General features: G+C 40.4%; 16 protein-coding genes. 7 read left to right on the forward strand and 9 right to left on the reverse strand.

Translation table 11 applies throughout. From position 1 onward, the window contains the following. Positions 1-77 precede the first annotated feature (77 nt). Genes addB through FIU87_RS06405 form a run of 4 tightly spaced genes read left to right on the forward strand, consistent with a single transcriptional unit; the run spans position 78 to position 11,971 of the window. Entirely contained in the window at positions 78-3,593 is a 3,516-nt protein-coding gene (gene addB / locus FIU87_RS06390; RefSeq protein ID WP_152443808.1) for a helicase-exonuclease AddAB subunit AddB, read from the forward strand. Beyond that, positions 3,590-7,360: a helicase-exonuclease AddAB subunit AddA gene (addA, locus tag FIU87_RS06395; RefSeq protein ID WP_152443809.1), complete on the forward strand. Its 3,771-nt coding sequence runs from the start codon at positions 3,590-3,592 to the stop codon at positions 7,358-7,360. Before addB ends, addA begins: the two co-directional genes overlap by 4 nt. Positions 7,361-7,376: 16 nt before the next feature. Beyond that, on the forward strand, positions 7,377-8,555 hold the full coding sequence (gene sbcD / locus FIU87_RS06400) for an exonuclease SbcCD subunit D C-terminal domain-containing protein (RefSeq protein ID WP_152443810.1): 1,179 nt from the start codon (positions 7,377-7,379) through the stop codon (positions 8,553-8,555). Then, on the forward strand, positions 8,552-11,971 hold the full coding sequence (locus FIU87_RS06405; protein WP_152443811.1) for an AAA family ATPase: 3,420 nt from the start codon (positions 8,552-8,554) through the stop codon (positions 11,969-11,971). Before sbcD ends, FIU87_RS06405 begins: the two co-directional genes overlap by 4 nt. Before the next feature lie 50 nt (positions 11,972-12,021). Here the strand turns inward: FIU87_RS06405 and FIU87_RS06410 are convergent, their stop codons facing one another. The 6 genes from FIU87_RS06410 to FIU87_RS06435 all read right to left on the reverse strand — a co-directional run bounded on the left by FIU87_RS06410 (position 12,022) and on the right by FIU87_RS06435 (position 14,070). Further along, positions 12,022-12,240, reverse strand: a complete 219-nt coding sequence (locus tag FIU87_RS06410; RefSeq protein WP_152443812.1) for a spore germination protein — start codon at positions 12,238-12,240, stop codon at positions 12,022-12,024. Positions 12,241-12,309: 69 nt separating this feature from the next. Next, positions 12,310-12,681, reverse strand: a complete 372-nt coding sequence (locus FIU87_RS06415) for a spore germination protein GerPE (RefSeq protein WP_152443813.1) — start codon at positions 12,679-12,681, stop codon at positions 12,310-12,312. 2 nt (positions 12,682-12,683) lie between these two features. Then, entirely contained in the window at positions 12,684-12,860 is a 177-nt protein-coding gene (locus FIU87_RS06420; RefSeq protein WP_152443814.1) for a spore gernimation protein GerPD, read from the reverse strand. Continuing rightward, entirely contained in the window at positions 12,861-13,487 is a 627-nt protein-coding gene (gerPC, locus tag FIU87_RS06425; protein ID WP_172970976.1) for a spore germination protein GerPC, read from the reverse strand. A gap of 90 nt (positions 13,488-13,577) precedes the next feature. Further along, on the reverse strand, positions 13,578-13,835 hold the full coding sequence (locus tag FIU87_RS06430; RefSeq protein ID WP_152443816.1) for a spore germination protein GerPB: 258 nt from the start codon (positions 13,833-13,835) through the stop codon (positions 13,578-13,580). Positions 13,836-13,848: 13 nt separating this feature from the next. Further along, complete coding sequence (locus tag FIU87_RS06435) at positions 13,849-14,070, reverse strand: spore germination protein (RefSeq protein WP_152443817.1); 222 nt, start codon at positions 14,068-14,070, stop codon at positions 13,849-13,851. 133 nt (positions 14,071-14,203) lie between these two features. Here FIU87_RS06435 and FIU87_RS06440 point away from each other — a divergent pair, with 133 nt between their 5' ends. Then, positions 14,204-15,406 (forward strand): DUF418 domain-containing protein, encoded by a 1,203-nt coding sequence (locus tag FIU87_RS06440; protein WP_253905525.1) that lies wholly within the window; start codon positions 14,204-14,206, stop codon positions 15,404-15,406. A 19-nt stretch (positions 15,407-15,425) separates the two neighbouring features. Here FIU87_RS06440 and FIU87_RS06445 read toward each other — a convergent pair whose 3' ends face one another. Then, positions 15,426-15,605, reverse strand: coding sequence for an aspartyl-phosphate phosphatase Spo0E family protein (locus FIU87_RS06445; protein WP_152443819.1), 180 nt, complete (start codon positions 15,603-15,605; stop codon positions 15,426-15,428). 158 nt (positions 15,606-15,763) lie between these two features. Between FIU87_RS06445 and FIU87_RS06450 the strand changes: the two genes are divergently transcribed. Then, positions 15,764-16,666 (forward strand): fumarylacetoacetate hydrolase family protein, encoded by a 903-nt coding sequence (locus FIU87_RS06450; RefSeq protein WP_152443820.1) that lies wholly within the window; start codon positions 15,764-15,766, stop codon positions 16,664-16,666. Positions 16,667-16,991: 325 nt separating this feature from the next. Here the strand turns inward: FIU87_RS06450 and FIU87_RS06455 are convergent, their stop codons facing one another. Continuing rightward, positions 16,992-18,188 carry an ornithine--oxo-acid transaminase gene (locus tag FIU87_RS06455; protein ID WP_152443821.1) on the reverse strand — a complete coding sequence of 399 codons (1,197 nt, stop codon included), beginning with the start codon at positions 18,186-18,188 and terminating at the stop codon, positions 16,992-16,994. Positions 18,189-18,347: 159 nt separating this feature from the next. Between FIU87_RS06455 and FIU87_RS06460 the strand changes: the two genes are divergently transcribed. Then, on the forward strand, positions 18,348-18,692 hold the full coding sequence (locus FIU87_RS06460) for a YisL family protein (RefSeq protein WP_152443822.1): 345 nt from the start codon (positions 18,348-18,350) through the stop codon (positions 18,690-18,692). Positions 18,693-18,736: 44 nt separating this feature from the next. Here FIU87_RS06460 and FIU87_RS06465 read toward each other — a convergent pair whose 3' ends face one another. Next, a complete protein-coding gene (locus FIU87_RS06465; protein ID WP_172970977.1) occupies positions 18,737-19,315 on the reverse strand; it encodes a DUF2777 family protein in 579 nt (192 codons plus the stop codon). Between the last annotated feature and the right edge of the window lie 96 nt (positions 19,316-19,411).

The following is a 19,411-nucleotide window of genomic DNA, read 5'->3' on the forward strand; positions in this document are numbered from 1 at the left end:
AAAGCCGACTTTTTCCTGGTTTTTAGCAACAATCTTTTAGAAAAGAGCTTATTTTTTCTATAAAAGGAGGAAGGCTCATGTCTGTGCAATTTTTAATAGGGAGAACAGGAAGTGGAAAGACCCATTGGTGTCATGAGCACATCCTTCATAAACTGAAGGAAGACCCTCAAGGAACTCCAATTGTTTACCTCGTTCCTGAACAAATGACCTTTCAATCAGAATATCGACTTGTACAATCACCTGAAATTAAAGGGATGATTCGTTCGCAAGTATTTAGCTTTACAAGACTAGCATGGAGGATTCTGCAAGAGGTCGGGGGAATCAGCCGTTTTCATATTGACCAAACAGGGATACATATGCTGCTTAGAAAAGTGGTAGAAGAGCATAAGCAAGAGTTTCATGTTTTCGGTAGATCTGCAGAACAATTTGGTTTTATTGAGGAAATGGAAGGCATGATAACGGAATTCAAACGCTATTGCATTACACCGGAAACACTAGAAGCGGACATCACAAAAATGAGACAGGATGCTTCGATTACTGAGCACGAGAAAATGCTTGCTAAAAAGCTAACCGATATTCTTGTAGTTTATCGTCAGCTTGAACAAGCCTTAGAAGGAAAGTATCTTGATGGAGAGGATTACTTGGCATTGCTTGCCGAAAAAATTCCCGAGTCCTCCTACATTCAAAAAGCTGATATTTATATTGACGGCTTTCATAGCTTTACACCACAGGAATTAAATGTCCTAAAAGAATTAATGAAACATGCTAATTCTGTCACGATTGCATTAACGTTAGATAAACCATATGACGAAGAGGCGCCATATGATTTACATCTGTTCCGCTCCACAGGCATGACGTATCAAAGGCTAAGAAGTCTTGCGTTAGAAGAAGCTTGTGAAATGAAAGAGCCAATTGTTTTAGAGGAAGCTAGTAGATTTTCAACTTCTCATTCCCTTCATCATCTGGAGAAATTTTTTGATGTTCGGCCAACAGTTAGCTATGAAAATACAACGGACGTTACGATACTACAAGCTGTAAACAGAAGAGCAGAAGTGGAAGGGATTGCTAGAGAGATTATTTCACTCGTTAGGGATAAGGGTAACCGTTATAGGGATATTGCGATTATTATACGTAACAGTGAAGCCTATGCGGACCTTTTTAATACAGTGTTTCAGGATTTTCAGATACCTTTCTTTATTGACCAGAAACGAACGATGCTTCACCATCCTTTAGTCGAGCTGCTGAGATCCAGTATGGAGGTTATTACGAAAAATTGGCGCTATGAATCTGTGTTTCGTTGCGTGAAAACGGACTTCTTTTACTCTACCGATCAACTTGTTCAAGAGATGAGAGAGAAAACGGATAAGCTAGAAAATTATTGTCTTTCCTATGGAATACAAGGCAAGAAATGGACAAGTGAAATTCCATGGACATATCGCCGTTATTTCAGTGTAGATACAGATGGTCCTTACATTCAAAAAGAAGATGAAATTGCATACGAACAAGAATTAAATGAACTGCGAAAAATGATCGTTCAGCCACTTCATACACTAGAAAAACGTTGGAAAAAAGCGAAGACAATCGAGGACTATTGTAAAGCACTATATGAATATTTAGAGGAATTGCAAATCCCGCAAAAGCTGGAAGCGAGGATGAGGAAAAGCGAAGCATCTGGAAATTTAGCAGCTGCAAGGGAACATGAACAGGTATGGAAAGCGATTATTCAGATGCTCGATCAAATGGTGGAGCTTCTAAAAGGCCAGCCAATGAGTACCTCCATGTTTACAAAGATGCTTGAAAGTGGATTAGAAAGTCTTCGCTTCAGTCTTGTCCCTCCATCAATGGATCAGGTTATTGTGGCAAACTACGATCTTTCCCGGTTAACAGACATAAAGCATACCTTTGTGATTGGTGTAAATGACGCTGTTATCCCTGCAAAAGTAAAGGATGAAGGGTTTGTTTCAGAAGAGGAACGGGAGCTGCTCGCAAACTATGGGATGGAGCTAGCACCTTCTAGCATGGAAAAACTTCTTGACGAGAATTTTTTAGCATATACAGCATTTTTAACACCATCCCAGCACCTGTATATAAGCTATAGTTTAGCCGATGAAGAAGGAAAATCCTTATTAGCCTCCTCCTATATAAAACGGATAAAAGAGATGTTTCCTAGAATAGAAGAGCAACTTCTGTTAAATGATCCAACTGAAAATAAACAGGAACATCCATTACGGTACATTCACACCCCAGCGACAACTCTCTCCAACCTTGCCATACAGCTTCAAGGATGGATGAAGAAATATCCTGTGGAACCTACTTGGTGGGATGTCTATAATACGCTACTTGAAAATCAAAAATGGTCAGAGCGAACCAAGCATGTCGTGAATAGCTTGTTTTATAAAAATGAAGCCAAAAAATTAACAAACTCTATCAGCAGAGAGCTTTATGGTACACACATGGAGGCAAGTGTATCGAGGATGGAAAAGTTCAGTGCATGCGCATTTTCCCATTTTGCTTCTCATGGTCTCAAATTAAAGGACAGGAAAATCTATCGTTTGGAAGCACCCGATATTGGAGAGCTTTTTCACGCGGCCTTAAAGCATATTTCAGATGTTCTAAGACACAACAAAACGGATTGGAAAAGTCTCACGAAGCAGCAATGTGAAGTACTGGCAAGGGAAGCGGTGGATATGCTTTCTCCTAAACTGCAAGGGGAGATTCTGCTTAGCTCCAACCGGTTCCAATACATTAAAAAGAAGCTTGAAACAGTCATTACGAGAGCATCACAAATCCTAAGCGATCACGCAAAAGCGAGTAAATTTACACCGGTAGGACTCGAGCTTGGGTTTGGAAGAACGGGCGAGCTTCCGCCAATAAAAATTGACTTACCAAATGATGTAACGATGGAGCTGATTGGCAGAATTGATAGAGTCGACCGTGCGGAAGGAAGTAACGGCTTGCTCCTACGAATTGTTGACTACAAATCTAGCAAAAAGGCACTCGATCTTACGGAAGTGTACTACGGTTTAGCCCTACAAATGCTTACCTATTTGGATATCGTCATCACGCATTCCAAAAGCTGGTTAGGTGATCAGGCGAACCCAGCAGGTGTCTTGTATTTTCATGTGCATAATCCAATGATTAAAAAGAGTGGAATGATACCAGAGGATATCATTGAAGAAGAAATTTTTAAAAGCTTTAAAATGAAAGGCTTGCTGTTAGGCGATGAGGAGACCGTTCGATTAATGGACCAAACGGTAGATAGCGGTCACTCCAAAATTGTCTCAGCCTCCTTCAAAAAGAACGGTGGCTTTCAAGCTGCCTCCTCCATCGCAAGTGAAGAGGAGTTTACGAGTCTTAGAAAATACGTAAGGCAAACCTTTGAGGAGATTGGAAGTAAAATAGCAGAAGGAGAAACAGCCATTGCACCGTATAAACTAAAAGATCAGGTTCCATGTACATTTTGTTCCTATAAGCCTTTTTGTCAATTTGACACATCACTTGATGAGAATGATTACAGAGTTCTGCAGAGTATTCCGAAAGATGAGGTTATCACCTCCATTAAAGATAAGTTGGAAGGAGGAGGTACAAGGTGATATTAGACGTTATTCCAAAGCCAGATGGGGCACAATGGACAGACGATCAATGGAAGGCAATAGTAGCTTCTGGCAGAGATATGCTTGTTGCCGCAGCAGCTGGTTCCGGGAAAACAGCCGTGTTAGTCGAGCGGATTATTACTAAAATGGTAAGTGAGCATGTGGATGTAGACAGACTTCTTGTTGTAACGTTCACCAATGCATCAGCAGCCGAAATGAGGCACAGAATTGGAGAAGCACTAGAAAAAGAGCTTGAGAAAAAACCAGCCTCTTTGCACTTGCGCAGGCAGCTTAGTTTATTAAATCGTGCATCCATCTCTACCATCCATTCCTTTTGTCTGGAGGTAATTAGAAAATATTATTACTTAATTGATATCGATCCAGGCTTTCGTATTGCAGATACAACGGAAATTCAATTGCTGCAGGAAGAAGTCTTAGAAATGGTATTTGAAGAGGAGTATGGACAAGAGAACGATGCTTTCTTTGACCTTGTTGACCGTTTTACAAGCGACCGAACAGACCATGCCTTACAGGAGTTAGTCCTCAAACTTTATGAATTTTCTCGTGCAAACGAAGACCCAGAGCAGTGGCTTGAGGATATTGTGACGTTTTATCGGTCAGCAAATGAGGAGAGCATCGATCATTTTCCCTTTATAGAAATGCTGAAAAATATGATAAAGCTTCAACTTGAAGCTGCTCGTACTCTTTTGGAAAAGGCGAGTGAGCTTACGCTTCGCCCAGGAGGACCTGCTCCGCGTGCAGAAAATGTAGAACAAGATCTTTCTCAGCTATTCCGGCTGCTGGAAGGGCTAAATCTATCATGGGAGGATTTATACGCTTCCATGCAGGAGTTAGAGTTTCCTCGAGCAAAAACCTGCCGTGGCGATGAATATGACAAAGATTTGCTGGAAGCGTGGACAAAGGCTCGTAATCAAGCAAAAGACATCGTGAATGGAATAAAGGAAGAATTTTTCACTAGAAGGCCAGAATCCTTGTTAACGGACTTGGCGGAGCTTGCCCCTGTTATGGACATGTTAGTGAAATTGGTGAAAAAATATGGAAACGCCTTTCATTTACTAAAGCAGGAAAAAGGATTGGTCGATTTTTCTGATTTGGAGCATCTATGCTTACGTATTCTTAGGAAGAAAACGGGAGACGGCTGGACCCGCTCTGAAGCGGCCCTTCGATATCAGTCTACCTTTAAAGAAGTCATGGTCGATGAATACCAGGATACGAATATGGTGCAAGAAGCAATATTAAAGCTAGTTACAAAGGATTCAGAAGAGGAAGGAAACATGTTTATGGTTGGGGATGTGAAGCAGTCCATCTATCGTTTCCGATTAGCAGAACCATTCCTTTTCTTAAGCAAGTATAAAAGGTTTCATTCAGAGGGTTATGAAACAGGATTAAAAATTGATCTAAATCAAAATTTCCGCTCTCGTCCTGAAATTCTTGATGCGACGAACTTCCTTTTTAAACAAATGATGGGTGAAACAGTTGGGGAAATTGACTATAACGACGATGCGGAGCTTAAATTTGGAGCCTCCTATTACCCTGAGGCCAGCAACAGAGAAACAGAGCTTCTTTTAATTGATAGAAGTGACTCTCTTTTGAATGAAGAAGATGATGATCAACCAAGTGATGGGGCAGAGACAAACACAGCTTTTGATAAAACGGAGCTTGAAACAGCACAAGTGGAAGCAAAACTCATCGCAAAAAGGATCAAACAGCTTATTCAAAATGGCTATGAGGTGTATGACAAGCATCTGAAAGTGATGCGGCCTGTCACTTATCGAGATTTTGTTATTTTAATGCGATCGATGCCATGGGCGCCACAATTTATGGATGAGTTCAAACAACAGGGTCTTCCCCTTTACGCAAATCTAAGCACAGGTTATTTTGAAGCAACGGAAGTGGCCATACTCTTGTCGTTGCTAAAAATAATTGATAACCCATATCAGGATGTTCCGCTTGCTGCCGTTTTACGTTCTCCTATTGTAGGGCTTGATTCCAATGATCTCGCTACGATAAGAATACAACAAAAAAAGGGCACCTATTTTGAAGCACTTCTGGCCTTTTTAGAGCGACAGCCTGATTCAGTAGAAGAGAGAGAACTCCTTTATAAGGTAAAAGAGTTTTATGAGTTGCTTCAGGCTTGGAGAACTCAAGCTAGAGAAGGAGCCTTATCAGAGCTGATCTGGAAAGTCTATCAAGATACACACTTTTATGATTTTGTTGGAGGCATGCCTGGAGGAAAACAGCGCCAGGCCAACCTACGTGCATTATATGACCGAGCAAGACAATATGAAGCTACCTCATTTCGAGGACTTTTCCGCTTTTTACGCTTCATTGAAAGAATGCAAGACCGCGGGGAGGACCTTGGAGCAGCAAGAGCCCTTGGAGAACAGGAAGATGTGGTTCGTTTAATGACGATTCACTCAAGCAAGGGGTTAGAGTTTCCAATCGTTTTTGTAGCTGGTTTATCCAAGCAATTTAATATGATGGATTTGAGAAAAAGCTACTTAATGGATAAAGAGCTTGGCTTTGGTGCTAGCTTTGTCAACCCTAAGCTGAGAATTACGTATCCGACTATTTTACAGCTCGCCATGAAGCATAAAGCAAAAGCACAGCTGATTGCAGAAGAAATGAGGGTGCTTTATGTGGCGCTGACTCGTGCAAAAGAAAAGCTTTACCTAGTCGGTACTTTAAAGGACGCAGAAAAATCAATGCAAAATTGGAATGAATCTGTTACGCATTCAGACTGGCTTCTACCAGATTACGTAAGAGCAAATGCAAAGTCCTATATGGACTGGATTGGTCCAGCTCTTATTCGCCATAACGATACAGAGTTACTTCGTGATAAAGAGCAAACAACAGAGTGTGCTGCTGAAATCACTGCTCATCCTTCAAAATGGAAGGTTACGATGACCAACGTCCACGAGCTTCTAGAAGAGATAGAAGAGGATAAAGCAGTGGAAGACGAACAAATTAATAGGCTGAGAAGTGGGTTACCAGTATCGATGCAAAGTCCTCTAAAAGCTCAGGTTGAGTCCCAACTATACTGGAATTACCCTTATACAAAAGCGAGTCTTCAACGATCAAAACAGTCAGTGTCGGAAATAAAAAGGTTGAGAGAGCAACAAGATCCTTATGCAGAACAGACGATGATTCGTAAGGAAAAAAGATTCTTCCTTGACAGACCCGCCTTTTTACAAAAGAAACAGCTATCACCTACAGAGGTGGGGACCGCTATGCATGCTGTCATGCAAAATATCAAGCTGAGCTTGGAAGAGGAGATGAACAGGGACCATCTGCAGGCACAGGTCCAAGAGATGGTGCAAAAAGAGTTACTCTCAAAAGAACAAGCTGAAGTCATCGATTTTGAAGCAATCCTGTCATTCTTCCACACAAAGATTGGGAGAAAAATGCTTCATGCTAAACAAATTCATAGAGAAATTCCGTTCAGCTATGCCCTTCAAGGCGATGACATGATGGAAAAGCCTGGAGTTTCGGAGGAAACCGTTTTAATCCAAGGTGTTATTGACTGTTTGATAGAGGATGAAGAAGGGATCATTTTGATTGATTACAAGACAGATAAAATTAATGAACGCTATTCAAGTATTACAGAAGCAGAACCAATTTTAAAAAGAAGATATCAAGAACAGGTTGCCCTGTATGGAAAAGCAGTAGAACATATTTGGAAAAAGCAGCTTTCTGCCAAGTATTTATATTTCTTTGATGGAAATCACCTGATTCAAATGGATTAAAAGGGAGCGAGAATGAATGAGAATCCTTCACACAGCCGACTGGCATTTAGGAAAAACCTTGGAAGGGAGAAGCAGATTAAAAGAGCAAGCGGAGTTTTTAGACGAGCTATCCCAAATAGTAGATGAGGAAAAAGTGGATGTCATTTTAATGGCTGGAGATGTGTATGATACCGTGAATCCTCCCGCGCAAGCTGAAGTATTATTCTACGAATCTCTGCAAAAGCTATCGGCTGATGGAAAGCGTCCGATAGCAGTCATTGCAGGAAATCACGATAATCCCGACCGGTTAACCGCTTCTAAGCCATTAGCAAGCTCCAGACAAATTTCGCTGCTCGGTTATCCAACCACAGATATTCAAACTATTTATGTGCCTCGTACAAGTGAAACGCTGAAGCTTGCTTCCCTGCCTTATCCATCGGAATCAAGGTTAAACGAAGTGTTAGCAGAGCAGTTTGATGAGAAAGTCATTCGTGATCACTATGATACGAGAATTCGTGAATTTTTTCATAAAATGTGTGAGCAGTTTTCTGAAAACACCGTGAACATGGGGATGAGTCATTTATTTGTAGCCGGAGGAAGCTCAACTGATTCCGAGCGCCCGATTGAGGTTGGCGGAGCATTTACTGTAGCAGCGGAAAGCCTGCCGCCTATGGCACAATATGTGGCACTTGGACATCTGCATCGGCCGCAAACATTAAAGCGTGCCAAAACAGTTGCGAGGTATTCAGGGTCTCCACTTGCATATAGTTTTTCGGAGGCTGGTTACACAAAAAGTGTTTCCATTGTGGATGTGAAGCCGGGCGAAAAAGCGGAAGTGAAGGAAGTATTTCTTTCTAGCGGAAAACCACTTGTTAGGTGGAAGGCAACAAAAGGCATTCAGCAGGTGTATCAGTGGCTAGAGGAAAAGAAGGATAAGAATGCTTGGGTCGACCTAGAGCTGCATGTAACGAATGCGCTATCGATGGAAGAGATTCATCAAATAAGAAAGCACCATGAAGGCATTTTGCATATTCGACCTATTTTTCCCGAAATGGTTGGAGAGACAGCCTATGTAAAAATGGATAGCATTCCGATGGAGGAGCATTTTATCCGTTTTTATGAAAAGCAATCAGGAGGCGCGAAGCCAGAAGAAAAGCTGATAAACTTATTCCTTTCTTTAATCAAGGATGAAGCAAAAGAGGAGGAGCAAGCATGAAGCCTATTACGTTAACAGTAGCTGGCTTGCACAGCTTCCGGGAAAAACAAACCATCGACTTCGAAGCGCTTTGTGAAGGAGGAGTTTTTGGTATTTTTGGGCCAACAGGAAGCGGCAAGTCTTCCATTCTAGATGCCATGACTCTTGCACTCTATGGAAAAGTAGAACGGGCCTCCAATAACACACAAGGGATCATGAACCACGCCGAAAATGTCGTAGATGTATCCTATCTGTTTGAGCTAGAAAATGCCAAGGGGAAAAAGCGTTTCAAAGTGGAACGTACCTTTAAAAGAACCGATGATATTCGCGTCAAATCAGGAATTTCCCGATTAACTGAAATCAAGGACGAAGAGCATATTGTGCTTGCGGATAAGGCTAATGAAGTGAACGCAAAAATTCATGACATCATCGGACTAACAATTGATGACTTTACTAGGGCCGTCGTGTTACCACAAGGGAAGTTTGCCGAGTTTCTCTCCTTAAAAGGAGCGGACAGGAGGCAGATGCTGCAACGACTTTTCCAATTGGAAAGATTCGGAGATCAATTATCTAGAAAAATAAAAGAAGAGCTACAGGAGAAAACACAAATTATTGGTGAATTGGAAGCGGAACAGCTAGGACTTGGAGAAGCTTCCAATGAGGCCGTTAAAGTAGCAGAACAAGCCTACGAAGAGATTCAAAGCCTAGTTGTTCAAGCTGAAAAAACACTTTCTGACATAGAAGCGACGTTTGAAATCAAAAAGAAAATTTGGGAATGGCAGGAGGAGAGAAAGCCTGTTGAAGCCTCGCTTGCCAACCTAAGACAAGAAGAAAAGGGGATTTTGGAACTAGAAGAAAAGGTTTCGGTAACAGAACAAGCGGAAGCTCTAAAACCATTGCTTGATGACCTAAAAGAGGTAGAAAAAGCCCTTTCTCAGTGGAAAAAGAAACAAACGGACGATAAGAAAGCACAAACAAGTGCGAAGGAACTTTTTCTTCAAAAAAGTAGGCTTTATGAAGAAGCCAGAGAGCGAAAGGGAAAGGAGCTGCCACTACTTCTTTCAAAAAAAGAAAAGCTAGAGCGCGCTCTAAAGCTAGAGGAAAGCATTATCCCTCAACAACAGAAGCTTTACGATTTGAAGGGGAAAATCAGTGCGGCAATGGAAAAGCACTCCTCGTTTTCTCAAGCTGCGCAAAAAGCAAACGATTTATATGTAAAAGCAGTAAACAAACAAAAGCTATTAAAAGAAGAACTAGCAACCATTTCAATCACTGAAGAGCAGCTTGAATACCTTCAACAAGCAAATGAACAGAAACAAACGATGGTGCAGCTTGAAAAATCTAGTATGGAAACAGGGAATGAGGCTCAAAAGCATTTTGAGAATTTCTCGAAGTTTGATACAGAAATGAATCAAGCGAGAATGCAGCTTGAAACAGAGAAGAATAAGCTACTGTCCCTATTCCAAGCAACCGAAAAGTATTATCACCGGTCAGGTGAACTTGCTTTGTCCCTGGATCTGTTAGAAACAGAACTTGAAAATTATCAAAAAGAAGAACAAAAACAAGCAGATGATCTAAAAGTGCAGCAACTAGCTCTTGAACTTGCAAAATCGTTAGAAGCTGGAAAAGCATGCCCAGTATGTGGTTCCAAGGAGCATCCGGGACACTCTGGACATGAAGGCTTTCAGGAGGTAGCAACAGCAAAAGAAATGACAAGCTTTCAACCTCCTTCAATTTCACAACAAAAGCAGGAAAATCTAAAGCTAAAAATCAAGCTGGAACAGATTGCATCCGATCTTTTTAAAGAGCTTGAAGAAAGCCATGAACTTCCACAACCAAAGGATGCAGATAAAATAATGGCGGACTGGAAAAAGGAAATGGCTCAGGCATCCGATGCAGTAGAACTTTTGACGGGAAAATTTGAACAAATTTCAACAGACCAAAAAGGCCTATTGCAAGACATTTTGGAGCTTCAAGAAAAAAAGGAGCTTCTGATGGAAAAAGTAAGAAGCTTGAAAAACACAGCTCAGGAAAATGAAAGGCTCTCACAGACATACAAACACGAGTGGCAGAGCTGGAACAAAAAACATGAACAATACTCGTCTCAATGGAAAAAGCAAAGACAGCAATGGGATGAGCAGTATCCAGACATTCCTTTTGATCATATGGAAGATGTGTATCACCAAGCAAAGCAAGCCGAAAAACAAAGAACAGATCTACAAAATAGAATCAATAAAAGCGTGGATTATATTGAAGAACGAGGGAACGAAGTAAAGGAGCATGAAAGCAAAATCGGCATCCTTGAAAGAGAGCTGTATGAGGCAAAGCTCCTACATGAGCAGCTTCAATCCCGTCTTGATGAAATAGAAAAAGAGATAAATGATCTTGCTGGAGAAACGCGAGTTAGTGAGGAATGGAAAAAAGTTGAAAACGCGATGAAACAGTTAAATTCTGCAGAATCAAGCTGTTATCAAGACTTTCAATCCTCCCAAGAACAGCTACATCACAGTGAAAAGCAAGCTTCTCAAAGTGAGAGAATGGTAGAGGAATTTAATCTGCGTGCCCAAAAACTTCATGAAAAATGGAGTTCGACGCTTGAAGACTCCTCCTTTTCTTCCATGGATGAGGTGGAGGAAAATATGCTCCAAATCCCTTCTAAGCATAGGTGGAAGCAACAAATTGCGGACTATTGGGATCAAAAGAAAGCAGTGGAAAAAGACTTGCAGCGCTTAAACAAGCTAATTGGTTCTGATGTTCTTTTAGAGCAAGAGTGGAAGGAGCTGCAACAAAACCTGCAAGATACGAGACAGGAGCTGCGGACAGCAGTGGAAAAGAAGAGTGCAACAGCTCAGCACCTCTCCTCTGTAAAAGAGAGAAATGCGCGCTTTTTAGCTCTAGAAAAGAAGAAAATAGAAGTGAAAGAAGCGCAACAGCTGTTTCAAAAGCTTCAACATGCATTTAGGGGCAATAGCTTTGTAGAATATCTAGCCGAAGAGCAACTTCAACAGATTAGTAGAGAAGCATCGGAAAGGCTGGGACAGCTTACCCGTCAACGGTATGCTTTAGAAATGGATTCACAAGGTGGTTTTGTCATCAGAGACGATGCGAATGGTGGAGTTAGAAGACCTGTTAGCACGCTATCGGGGGGAGAAACATTTTTGACATCCTTAGCTTTAGCCTTAAGCTTATCTGCTCAAATACAGTTAAGAGGAGAGTATCCGTTGCAATTCTTCTTCCTTGACGAAGGATTTGGTACATTAGATAGTGAATTGTTAGATGCGGTTGTGACTTCCCTAGAAAGGCTTCAATCCAATCATCTTGCAGTTGGGGTAATCAGTCACGTGCAGGAGCTGCGGGCAAGATTATCGAAGCGGCTAATGGTAACCCCGGCAGAAGCATCAGGAAAAGGGTCTACAGTAAAACTGGAAAGCTTATAAAATAAAAGCTGTAAGAAAGGTCATAATGACCTCTCCTACAGCTTTTTTTATCATTTGTTTGCAACAATATCTTGATCACTGAAATCAGGATCTAAGGTATTGGTGGCACTCAGTCCATTGTTTGTAATGACAAAATTCCCTGTGTTTAGTGCACCCGAACCTGTAGCGGTTTTTGAGGCCCCTTTTGGAGAGATATAAAATGTATCCCCAAAGTTGACCACACCGCCACCAACGCTAGTAATAGCAACTGGACCTACGATAGCTGGCATGAAAAACACCCTTTATCTTTCAGATAGTAATACTATATGAATATTTTTAAAAAGCGTGAACTTGCTAAATTACAGATTTTCTGGACCTAAAAGCTGACGGACATTTTTTACACGAGCCTCTGCACATATCGTTTTTGAAGTACCAATCTGTAACAAGGAAGAGGAGGAAACCCCTTTTATCTCGATATGATTTACATTGATTAATGGTTGTTCATTGATCACATGCATATTCACTTCATTTGATAATGCAGGGATGGGATTTTGTATTGAATAGATTGGGTACTCGGAGAAATTTCCTTCATTCCCAAAAAATTTTGGGTATTCCCTTTTAACTGCAAAAGCCCTTGATTTTGCATAAATATAACAAGTATCTCCAATGTGAAAATACGAACTAAAGGACAGTGATTGCAAATTAATATCATTTACTTTGGAAGTTCTCATTTTTACTCAACCGTTAGCGGAACAAATGGTCCAATAGTCAGCCCCTCTGGAGGTGTATCAAAGTAGGAAGAAAGGCAGATGGTTTGTGTGTCCCCGACTATAAATAACGAGGAGGAGGATACCCCTAAGATATCTATATGATCTACTTGTAGATTATGATTGGTCACTTGAAAATTCATTTAATTTACCCCCTGGTTTTTTGGAAGGTTTTGAATAAATGCGGTAAAGGCATTATCCATGTCACGCTTTAACTGCTTGATGGTTATCTCTTTGATTTTGTCTTCTTTATATCCTTTTTCAAGCGCCTCTGCAGTTAACGTGTTTAATGTGTGATTGATTCTGGATGGAAGCTGTTTTCTAACATCCTGAATCATGAAATCATAATAGTGTTCTTCTAAGTTTTTACCGTTTGTTTGGGCAATCTGCTTTATTTTGCTAGTGCCATTTTTTTCAAGATAAGTTTTCAACTCATTTTCAATCCCTTGGTAAAGCTTCTGAGGTTGCATTGGTGTAGGAACTTCCAGGTTATTTTGTGTGACTAAAAAATCCTCTATTTCACCTGTTGATCCAGGGGTTAATCCAATATTTAATGTTCCTTCTAACGTTTCCACCTTTAGCTGATCGAACTTGTATTCAATTTTTTCGATGTTCATACTAGGCTTTTCTCTCAGATGGATGATCTCCTGCTGCATAATTCTTACCAGTTCCTCTAATGTGGACATTTGCTGTGACTGCTTTTCGACAATTTCTTGAAGCTGATTTATTCTTTGCTGTGAATCGTAGACATATTGGTAATTATAATACATTCGATCACCACCTTTCATTCTTTGCGTATCTGCCTGAAAAACACTTCTCTCATACAATATGCAAGATTGAAAAATGGGTGTATGCCTAGATTAATTTGTGGACCCTTTTAATGGAACAAAAGCTCCTGTCTCCAATGGAACACTGCCTTGTGCTTCTTGGGAGGAAAGTAAAGCAATTTCTGCACTGCTATCCGGTCCAGGACCGGTAAAATCTCCTGTGTTATAAAGGTTGGAAAGGGACTTAATCATCCCTGCACTTCCAATTTGAAAAACAGAAGAGTTAGAAATTCCCCCAATTTTCACCTGATGAATAACGATACTCTGATTAATAAAAAAATTGGTTGTCATGGGATCCCCCTTCCTACAAATTCAGGGCAATTGGCTGATCTACTGCATCCCCATCGTACGTGTTGGTCTGACTGTTCGTATTGCTAACCGTGATATAGTCTCCTGTATTAAAGCTCCCTGCTCCTGCAAATGTTTTTGCTGTGCTGGCAAGTGACATTTGAAACACATCGCCAATTTGAAACACTCCAGAGTTACCAATACTATTGACATTTACAGCTCCAACGATTGCTGGCATACACGCGAACTCCTTTACCACATCTCTTATGCTTTATCATATGACAATAGCCCTGTATGGTGAGTGGACAAAATTGTAAGAGTGAAGGAAAAACAGTTAGGAATAAATAGGAAAAACAGCTATAATAAGCTTTATGAGAAAAGGAAAGGGAGGAAAAGATATGGGAGCTAACCCGATTCAAGAGAAAGAGAGAATTGTAGCATTAGATATTGTCAGAGGACTAGCGATATTAGGGATATTTTTAGTCAACATGCCATCGTTCTTTGCACCAGTTATCTACACAAATCCAATGGAATATTGGACGGAAGCAAAGGATATTTTTGTGTTTAATGCGGTGGATATTTTTGCTCAGGCAAGCTTTTATACCCTGTTTTCATTTCTATTTGGCTATGGATTTATCATTTTTACAAATAGAATTGCTGAAAAAGGGCTGTCCGTTCCAAAATACTTTACAAGGAGGCTCCTCGTTTTATTAATTATCGGAGTGATTCATGCTTTTTTTGTTTGGCATGGTGATATTTTAATCACGTATGCCATTTGTGGATTTGCCTTGTTATTGGCTCGAAACATGTCTGCAAAGGCGATGGTGTGGACAGGGACAGCTATTATCGCTGTTCAGGTAACATTGATATCACTTCTATTGTTAGTCTCGCAAAAATTAATGGGGGATTTTGACCCATATGCGGGAATGGAGATGTTGATAAAGCAATCCTTAGAAGTGTATGCAAATGGCACGTTTATGGAGATTACCAAACAACGTATCTATGATTGGTCCTATGTAAACATTAGTGGGTTTATTTTCATTTTGGTTTCCATAATTCCAATGTTTTTCCTAGGTGCTGCAGCTGCCAAGGCGCAATGGTTAACCAAGGTCGAGGAAAAGCTTAGCATTATGAAGAAATTATGGATCACAACGTTCTTGCTTGCTGTTATTTTCAAGCTCTTGCCGTATTACACAGAAAAAAACTTTGTCACAGAATACCTGCAGGATGGAATTGGAGGACCAGCGAGTGCGATTTTTTACTTTTTGACTGTTGTGTTGGCAACAAGAACAAATGTAGGGATAAAAGTATTGTCGCCGCTTCAGTATGTTGGAAAAATGAGTCTATCAAACTATCTACTTCAATCCATTGTGTTTTCCATTGTTTTTTATGGTTATGGATTTGGGTTGTATGGACAATTTACGCCTTTCTATGGATTGTTGGTTGTGATAGGATTCTTTACATTACAAGTTATTATCAGCAAAATTTGGGTTGCGAGGTTTTATTATGGTCCCGCCGAATGGCTATGGCGTGCTGGAACATATCGAATTTGGCCAAAATTGAAAAAGATGTGAGCAAACGGCTCACATCTTTTTATTGAGAAAAGCTATAATTGTTACGATTCTGCATCCTACTTAGCTGCTGCTGAGATTCTTTATTCAGAAGCACGTCTAGCTCCTGGCTACACCTTACTGTTTGCGTGGCAGTAAAGCCGTACTCTTTCGCATAATAAATCATTTGTTTTCTCTTTAATTCGATTTGTAAAGCTAGCATTCTCTTCTACTCCAATTTCGATAAAATTAAGTAACGCAAGCGGTTGTCCCTATTATGGCACGGTTTTTGGCAGAAAAAAAGACCTTCGATAAAACAAGTCATAATACAACAAAATACTACTTTAACCAACATATTTTTCCAGTGAAGGAGGAAGTACATTGCGCTTTGTAACGTATGAATTAACAGGAAAGAACTATGTGGGAGTCCTCGATGAATCTCAACAAGAGGTACTAAATCTAACCGTGGCAAGCAACGATTGTGATCTTGGTTATTCTTTACCTACGACACTATTGGAATGTTTGGCTCTTGAGGATATTTTACCGATTGTTCAGAAGATTGGGGCGTGGGTCTACCAGCAGTCAGACCGATCCAAATATATACATAAAGTGTCGGAAGTGAAGCTAAAAGCACCTATTCCACGACCTTCCAAAAATATTTTATGTGTTGGAAAAAACTATCGTGATCATGTGCTGGAAATGGGAAGTGAAGCGGATATTCCAGAAAACATCATGATATTCACAAAGGCACCGACAAGTGTGATAGGTCCTGATGAGACCATTCCTCTTCATGAAGGTTTGACTTCTCAACTTGATTATGAAGGTGAACTTGCCATCGTTATTGGGAAAGTAGGAAAAGCAATACCTGTGGAGCAAGCATTAGATTATGTTTTTGGATATACCATTCTTAATGATGTCACAGCAAGAGACTTGCAGGCAAAGCATAAGCAATTCTTTTTAGGGAAAAGTCTTGATGGCTCTTGCCCAATTGGGCCAGCCATAGTGCATAAATCAGCACTAGGAGACATGCAAAAAGTAACAGTGACAACAAGGGTGAACGGAGAGCTAAGACAAGAGGCGTCTACTGCATTGATGATATTCCCACTTGCAGAAATCATTGCAACCTTATCACAAGGAATGACCCTAGAGCCTGGAGATATTATTGCCACAGGAACACCTTCTGGAGTAGGAAAGGGCTTTAAGCCGCCAAGATTTCTGAAAAAGGGAGATGTGATTGAAATTAGCGTTGAAGGTTTAGGTGTGCTGCGAAATACGGTAGGATAAATGGAGATATAGTGGCTGAGAAGAGGGGATGGCATGAACTCAGGTGTTTTTGGCACGAACTTGGCACCTTTTGGCACGAACTCGTGGCATTTTGGCATCAACTCTACTCATTTTGGCACGAACTTGGAAAAATAGTACCTCTAGCACACTTAAATCGATTGTGTGCGTTCAATAAATGTGGATTTTTAAGATGGAACTGCATGATATGTTGAACGGGAGCACAAATAATAAGCAAAAAAGTCGATTTATCACGTCAAATTAACAACAATTTCAAAAAAAGAGCTGAGCAAAAAGGAAACTCCCCTTTCTGCCCAGCTTTTGTTATTTAAACAGATAATACTTTCTTCACTTTTTCGATTGCCCAGTCAAGATCCTCTTGAGAAATCACAAGTGGTGGAGCAAAACGAATCACCGTTTCGTGCGTTTCCTTACATAGAAGCCCTTCTTCCTTGAGCTTCTCACAATAAGGTCTTGCAGCCTCGGTTAATTCTACTCCAATAAACAATCCGCGACCGCGCACTTCTTTAATGATAGGGTTATCGATGGTGCGTAATTCCCCCATCATGTATTCGCCAAGTTCATGAGAACGTTCCACAAGCTTTTCTTCTTTAATGACATCGAGAGCGGCGATTGAAACAGCACACGCTAATGGATTACCTCCAAAAGTAGAACCGTGTGAACCAGGATTAAATACACCAAGAATGTCTTTATTTGCTGCTACACAAGAAATAGGGAATACACCGCCGCCAAGAGCTTTTCCTAAAATGTACATATCAGGTTCAACATTTTCCCAGTCACATGCAAACAGTTTGCCTGAACGGCCAAGACCAGCTTGAATTTCATCTGCTACATAAAGGACATTGTTTGCTTTACATACGTCATATGCCTCACTTAAGAAGCCTTCCTCTGGAATATTAATGCCAGCCTCGCCTTGGATAGGCTCAAAAATAAAGGCAGCTGTATTTGGTGTGATTGCTCCTTTTAACGCTTCAATACTTCCATAAGGGATGACCTTTATGCCAGGTAGCATCGGTCCGAAGCCTTGTTGGTATTCCTCACTAGAAGACATAGATACAGCAGTCATGGTTCGGCCATGGAAGTTGTCCTCACACACAATGATTTCTGCTTGGTTAACAGGAACCCCTTTCACATCATAAGCCCAGCGACGAACGGTTTTTACCGCTGTTTCCACTGCTTCAGCTCCTGTGTTCATTGGTAGAACCATATCTTTTTTCGTAAGTTGGGCCATTTTTTCATACCAAGGACCAAGTTGGTCGTTATGGAATGCACGGGAAGTTAAGGTGATTTTATCTGCTTGGTCTTTTAATGCCTGAATAATTTTAGGGTGACGATGTCCTTGGTTTACGGCAGAATATGCACTAAGCATATCCATGTATTTGTTGCCTTCAGGATCCTCCACCCATACACCTTCTGCTTTTGAAATAACAATTGGGAGAGGGTGATAGTTATTTGCTCCGTATTTTTCTGTCATGCTGATAATGTCATGTGTTTTTGTAGTCATATATGAAATACCTCCATCTAGTAAATGTAATGGCTTTCACAAAGTATTATATCATTACTGATATTTTAAATCTTTTAATGACGCGATTTATTTAGTTTTTTTCTTTCACTATGGTATGATACAAGTAGTTTTTGAGATTTTTATAGGAGGAAAAGAACCATGACTCATGCGCATATTTCTACTTGGGCAGTAGCACTCATTCTGTTTGTTGTTGTTCTAATTTTAACAAAAGCAGGAAAAGCAAAAGGTGCCAAAATCACGTCCATGGTACTACGTTTGTTCTACATATTAATCGTGGTAACAGGCTTGCAGCTTGGCTGGGGCTGGCTCTCAAATGGCCAATATATTTTGAAGATGGTGCTTGGGATTGTTGTTATCGGATTAATGGAAATGATAGCAGTCCGCACAAGAAAAGGCAAATCAACCAAGGTTGTTTGGGTCCTTTTTGTATTGGCGCTTGCTTACATTCTGCATTTAGGATTTAGCTTGCCAATGAGCATCTAAAAAAAATGCCTGGTATCTGATTGAAAACAGACACCAGGCATTTTTTATTCCGCTTTACGATGCTCCAAGTTCGTATATAAATATCGTTTTCCTGTTTGCAACGTGTACTCAAATCTATCTGTTAAATTGCTTCCTCGGATGAAGTGGTGCTGTACAGAACAAATGTACGTATCGTTGTCGAAAACAAGAAAATTTACTCCATTAGGCTCATCATCAGAATCCATAAACTGCATCGTATTGTGGCAATAGATACAATCATATAACGAAAAATCCGATTTGTTTAAAAGATTGGTAAAATTAGTAAAAGCGTCTTCTGATAATTCCTCTAGCATTTCCATATAAGGTTGAGGCAGACGTTTCCTAACACGAACTGCGTCTCCATTACTGAGTTCATAAAGGTGATTTGTATGTAAAATCACTTGCCCTGTTTCTAAAAGTACGCCTAATACCCACTCATTATTAAGAAGGATTTCAATTCCATCTTCTGTAATTTCCTCTAATAAAAAGGCCTCATCGTCTTCTGCTTCAAAGAATATCCACTGATCATTGATATTTTCTACCGTTCCGCAAGTATAGGATCTTTTTTGTTCATAAATAATACGTTTTCGTTTTTGAAGATTCACAAGAGTTATCCTCCAATAGGTGCAGTTTTGTTCGTTAGAATATCACTGTGTTTGCCATTCTTCCCTTGTTCCCCTTTTTCATACTATACCCACAAT

The organism is Bacillus sp. THAF10, from assembly GCF_009363695.1.
In the GTDB taxonomy this organism is placed as follows: domain Bacteria; phylum Bacillota; class Bacilli; order Bacillales; family Bacillaceae_I; genus Sutcliffiella_A.

Excerpts from the sequence above, each read along its gene's own strand:
- FIU87_RS06405 (WP_152443811.1), top strand. The coding sequence starts at position 8,552 with ATGAAGCCTATTACGTTAACAGTAGCTGGCTTGCACAGCTTCCGGGAA.
- FIU87_RS06455 (WP_152443821.1), bottom strand. The coding sequence starts at position 18,188 with ATGACTACAAAAACACATGACATTATCAGCATGACAGAAAAATACGGA.
- FIU87_RS06415 (WP_152443813.1), bottom strand. The coding sequence starts at position 12,681 with ATGAGAACTTCCAAAGTAAATGATATTAATTTGCAATCACTGTCCTTT.
- FIU87_RS06460 (WP_152443822.1), top strand. The coding sequence starts at position 18,348 with ATGACTCATGCGCATATTTCTACTTGGGCAGTAGCACTCATTCTGTTT.
- FIU87_RS06420 (WP_152443814.1), bottom strand. The coding sequence starts at position 12,860 with ATGAATTTTCAAGTGACCAATCATAATCTACAAGTAGATCATATAGAT.
- gerPC (WP_172970976.1), bottom strand. The coding sequence starts at position 13,487 with ATGTATTATAATTACCAATATGTCTACGATTCACAGCAAAGAATAAAT.
- FIU87_RS06430 (WP_152443816.1), bottom strand. The coding sequence starts at position 13,835 with ATGACAACCAATTTTTTTATTAATCAGAGTATCGTTATTCATCAGGTG.
- sbcD (WP_152443810.1), top strand. The coding sequence starts at position 7,377 with ATGAGAATCCTTCACACAGCCGACTGGCATTTAGGAAAAACCTTGGAA.
- FIU87_RS06445 (WP_152443819.1), bottom strand. The coding sequence starts at position 15,605 with ATGCTAGCTTTACAAATCGAATTAAAGAGAAAACAAATGATTTATTAT.
- FIU87_RS06410 (WP_152443812.1), bottom strand. The coding sequence starts at position 12,240 with ATGCCAGCTATCGTAGGTCCAGTTGCTATTACTAGCGTTGGTGGCGGT.
- FIU87_RS06435 (WP_152443817.1), bottom strand. The coding sequence starts at position 14,070 with ATGCCAGCAATCGTTGGAGCTGTAAATGTCAATAGTATTGGTAACTCT.
- addB (WP_152443808.1), top strand. The coding sequence starts at position 78 with ATGTCTGTGCAATTTTTAATAGGGAGAACAGGAAGTGGAAAGACCCAT.
- FIU87_RS06440 (WP_253905525.1), top strand. The coding sequence starts at position 14,204 with ATGAGAAAAGGAAAGGGAGGAAAAGATATGGGAGCTAACCCGATTCAA.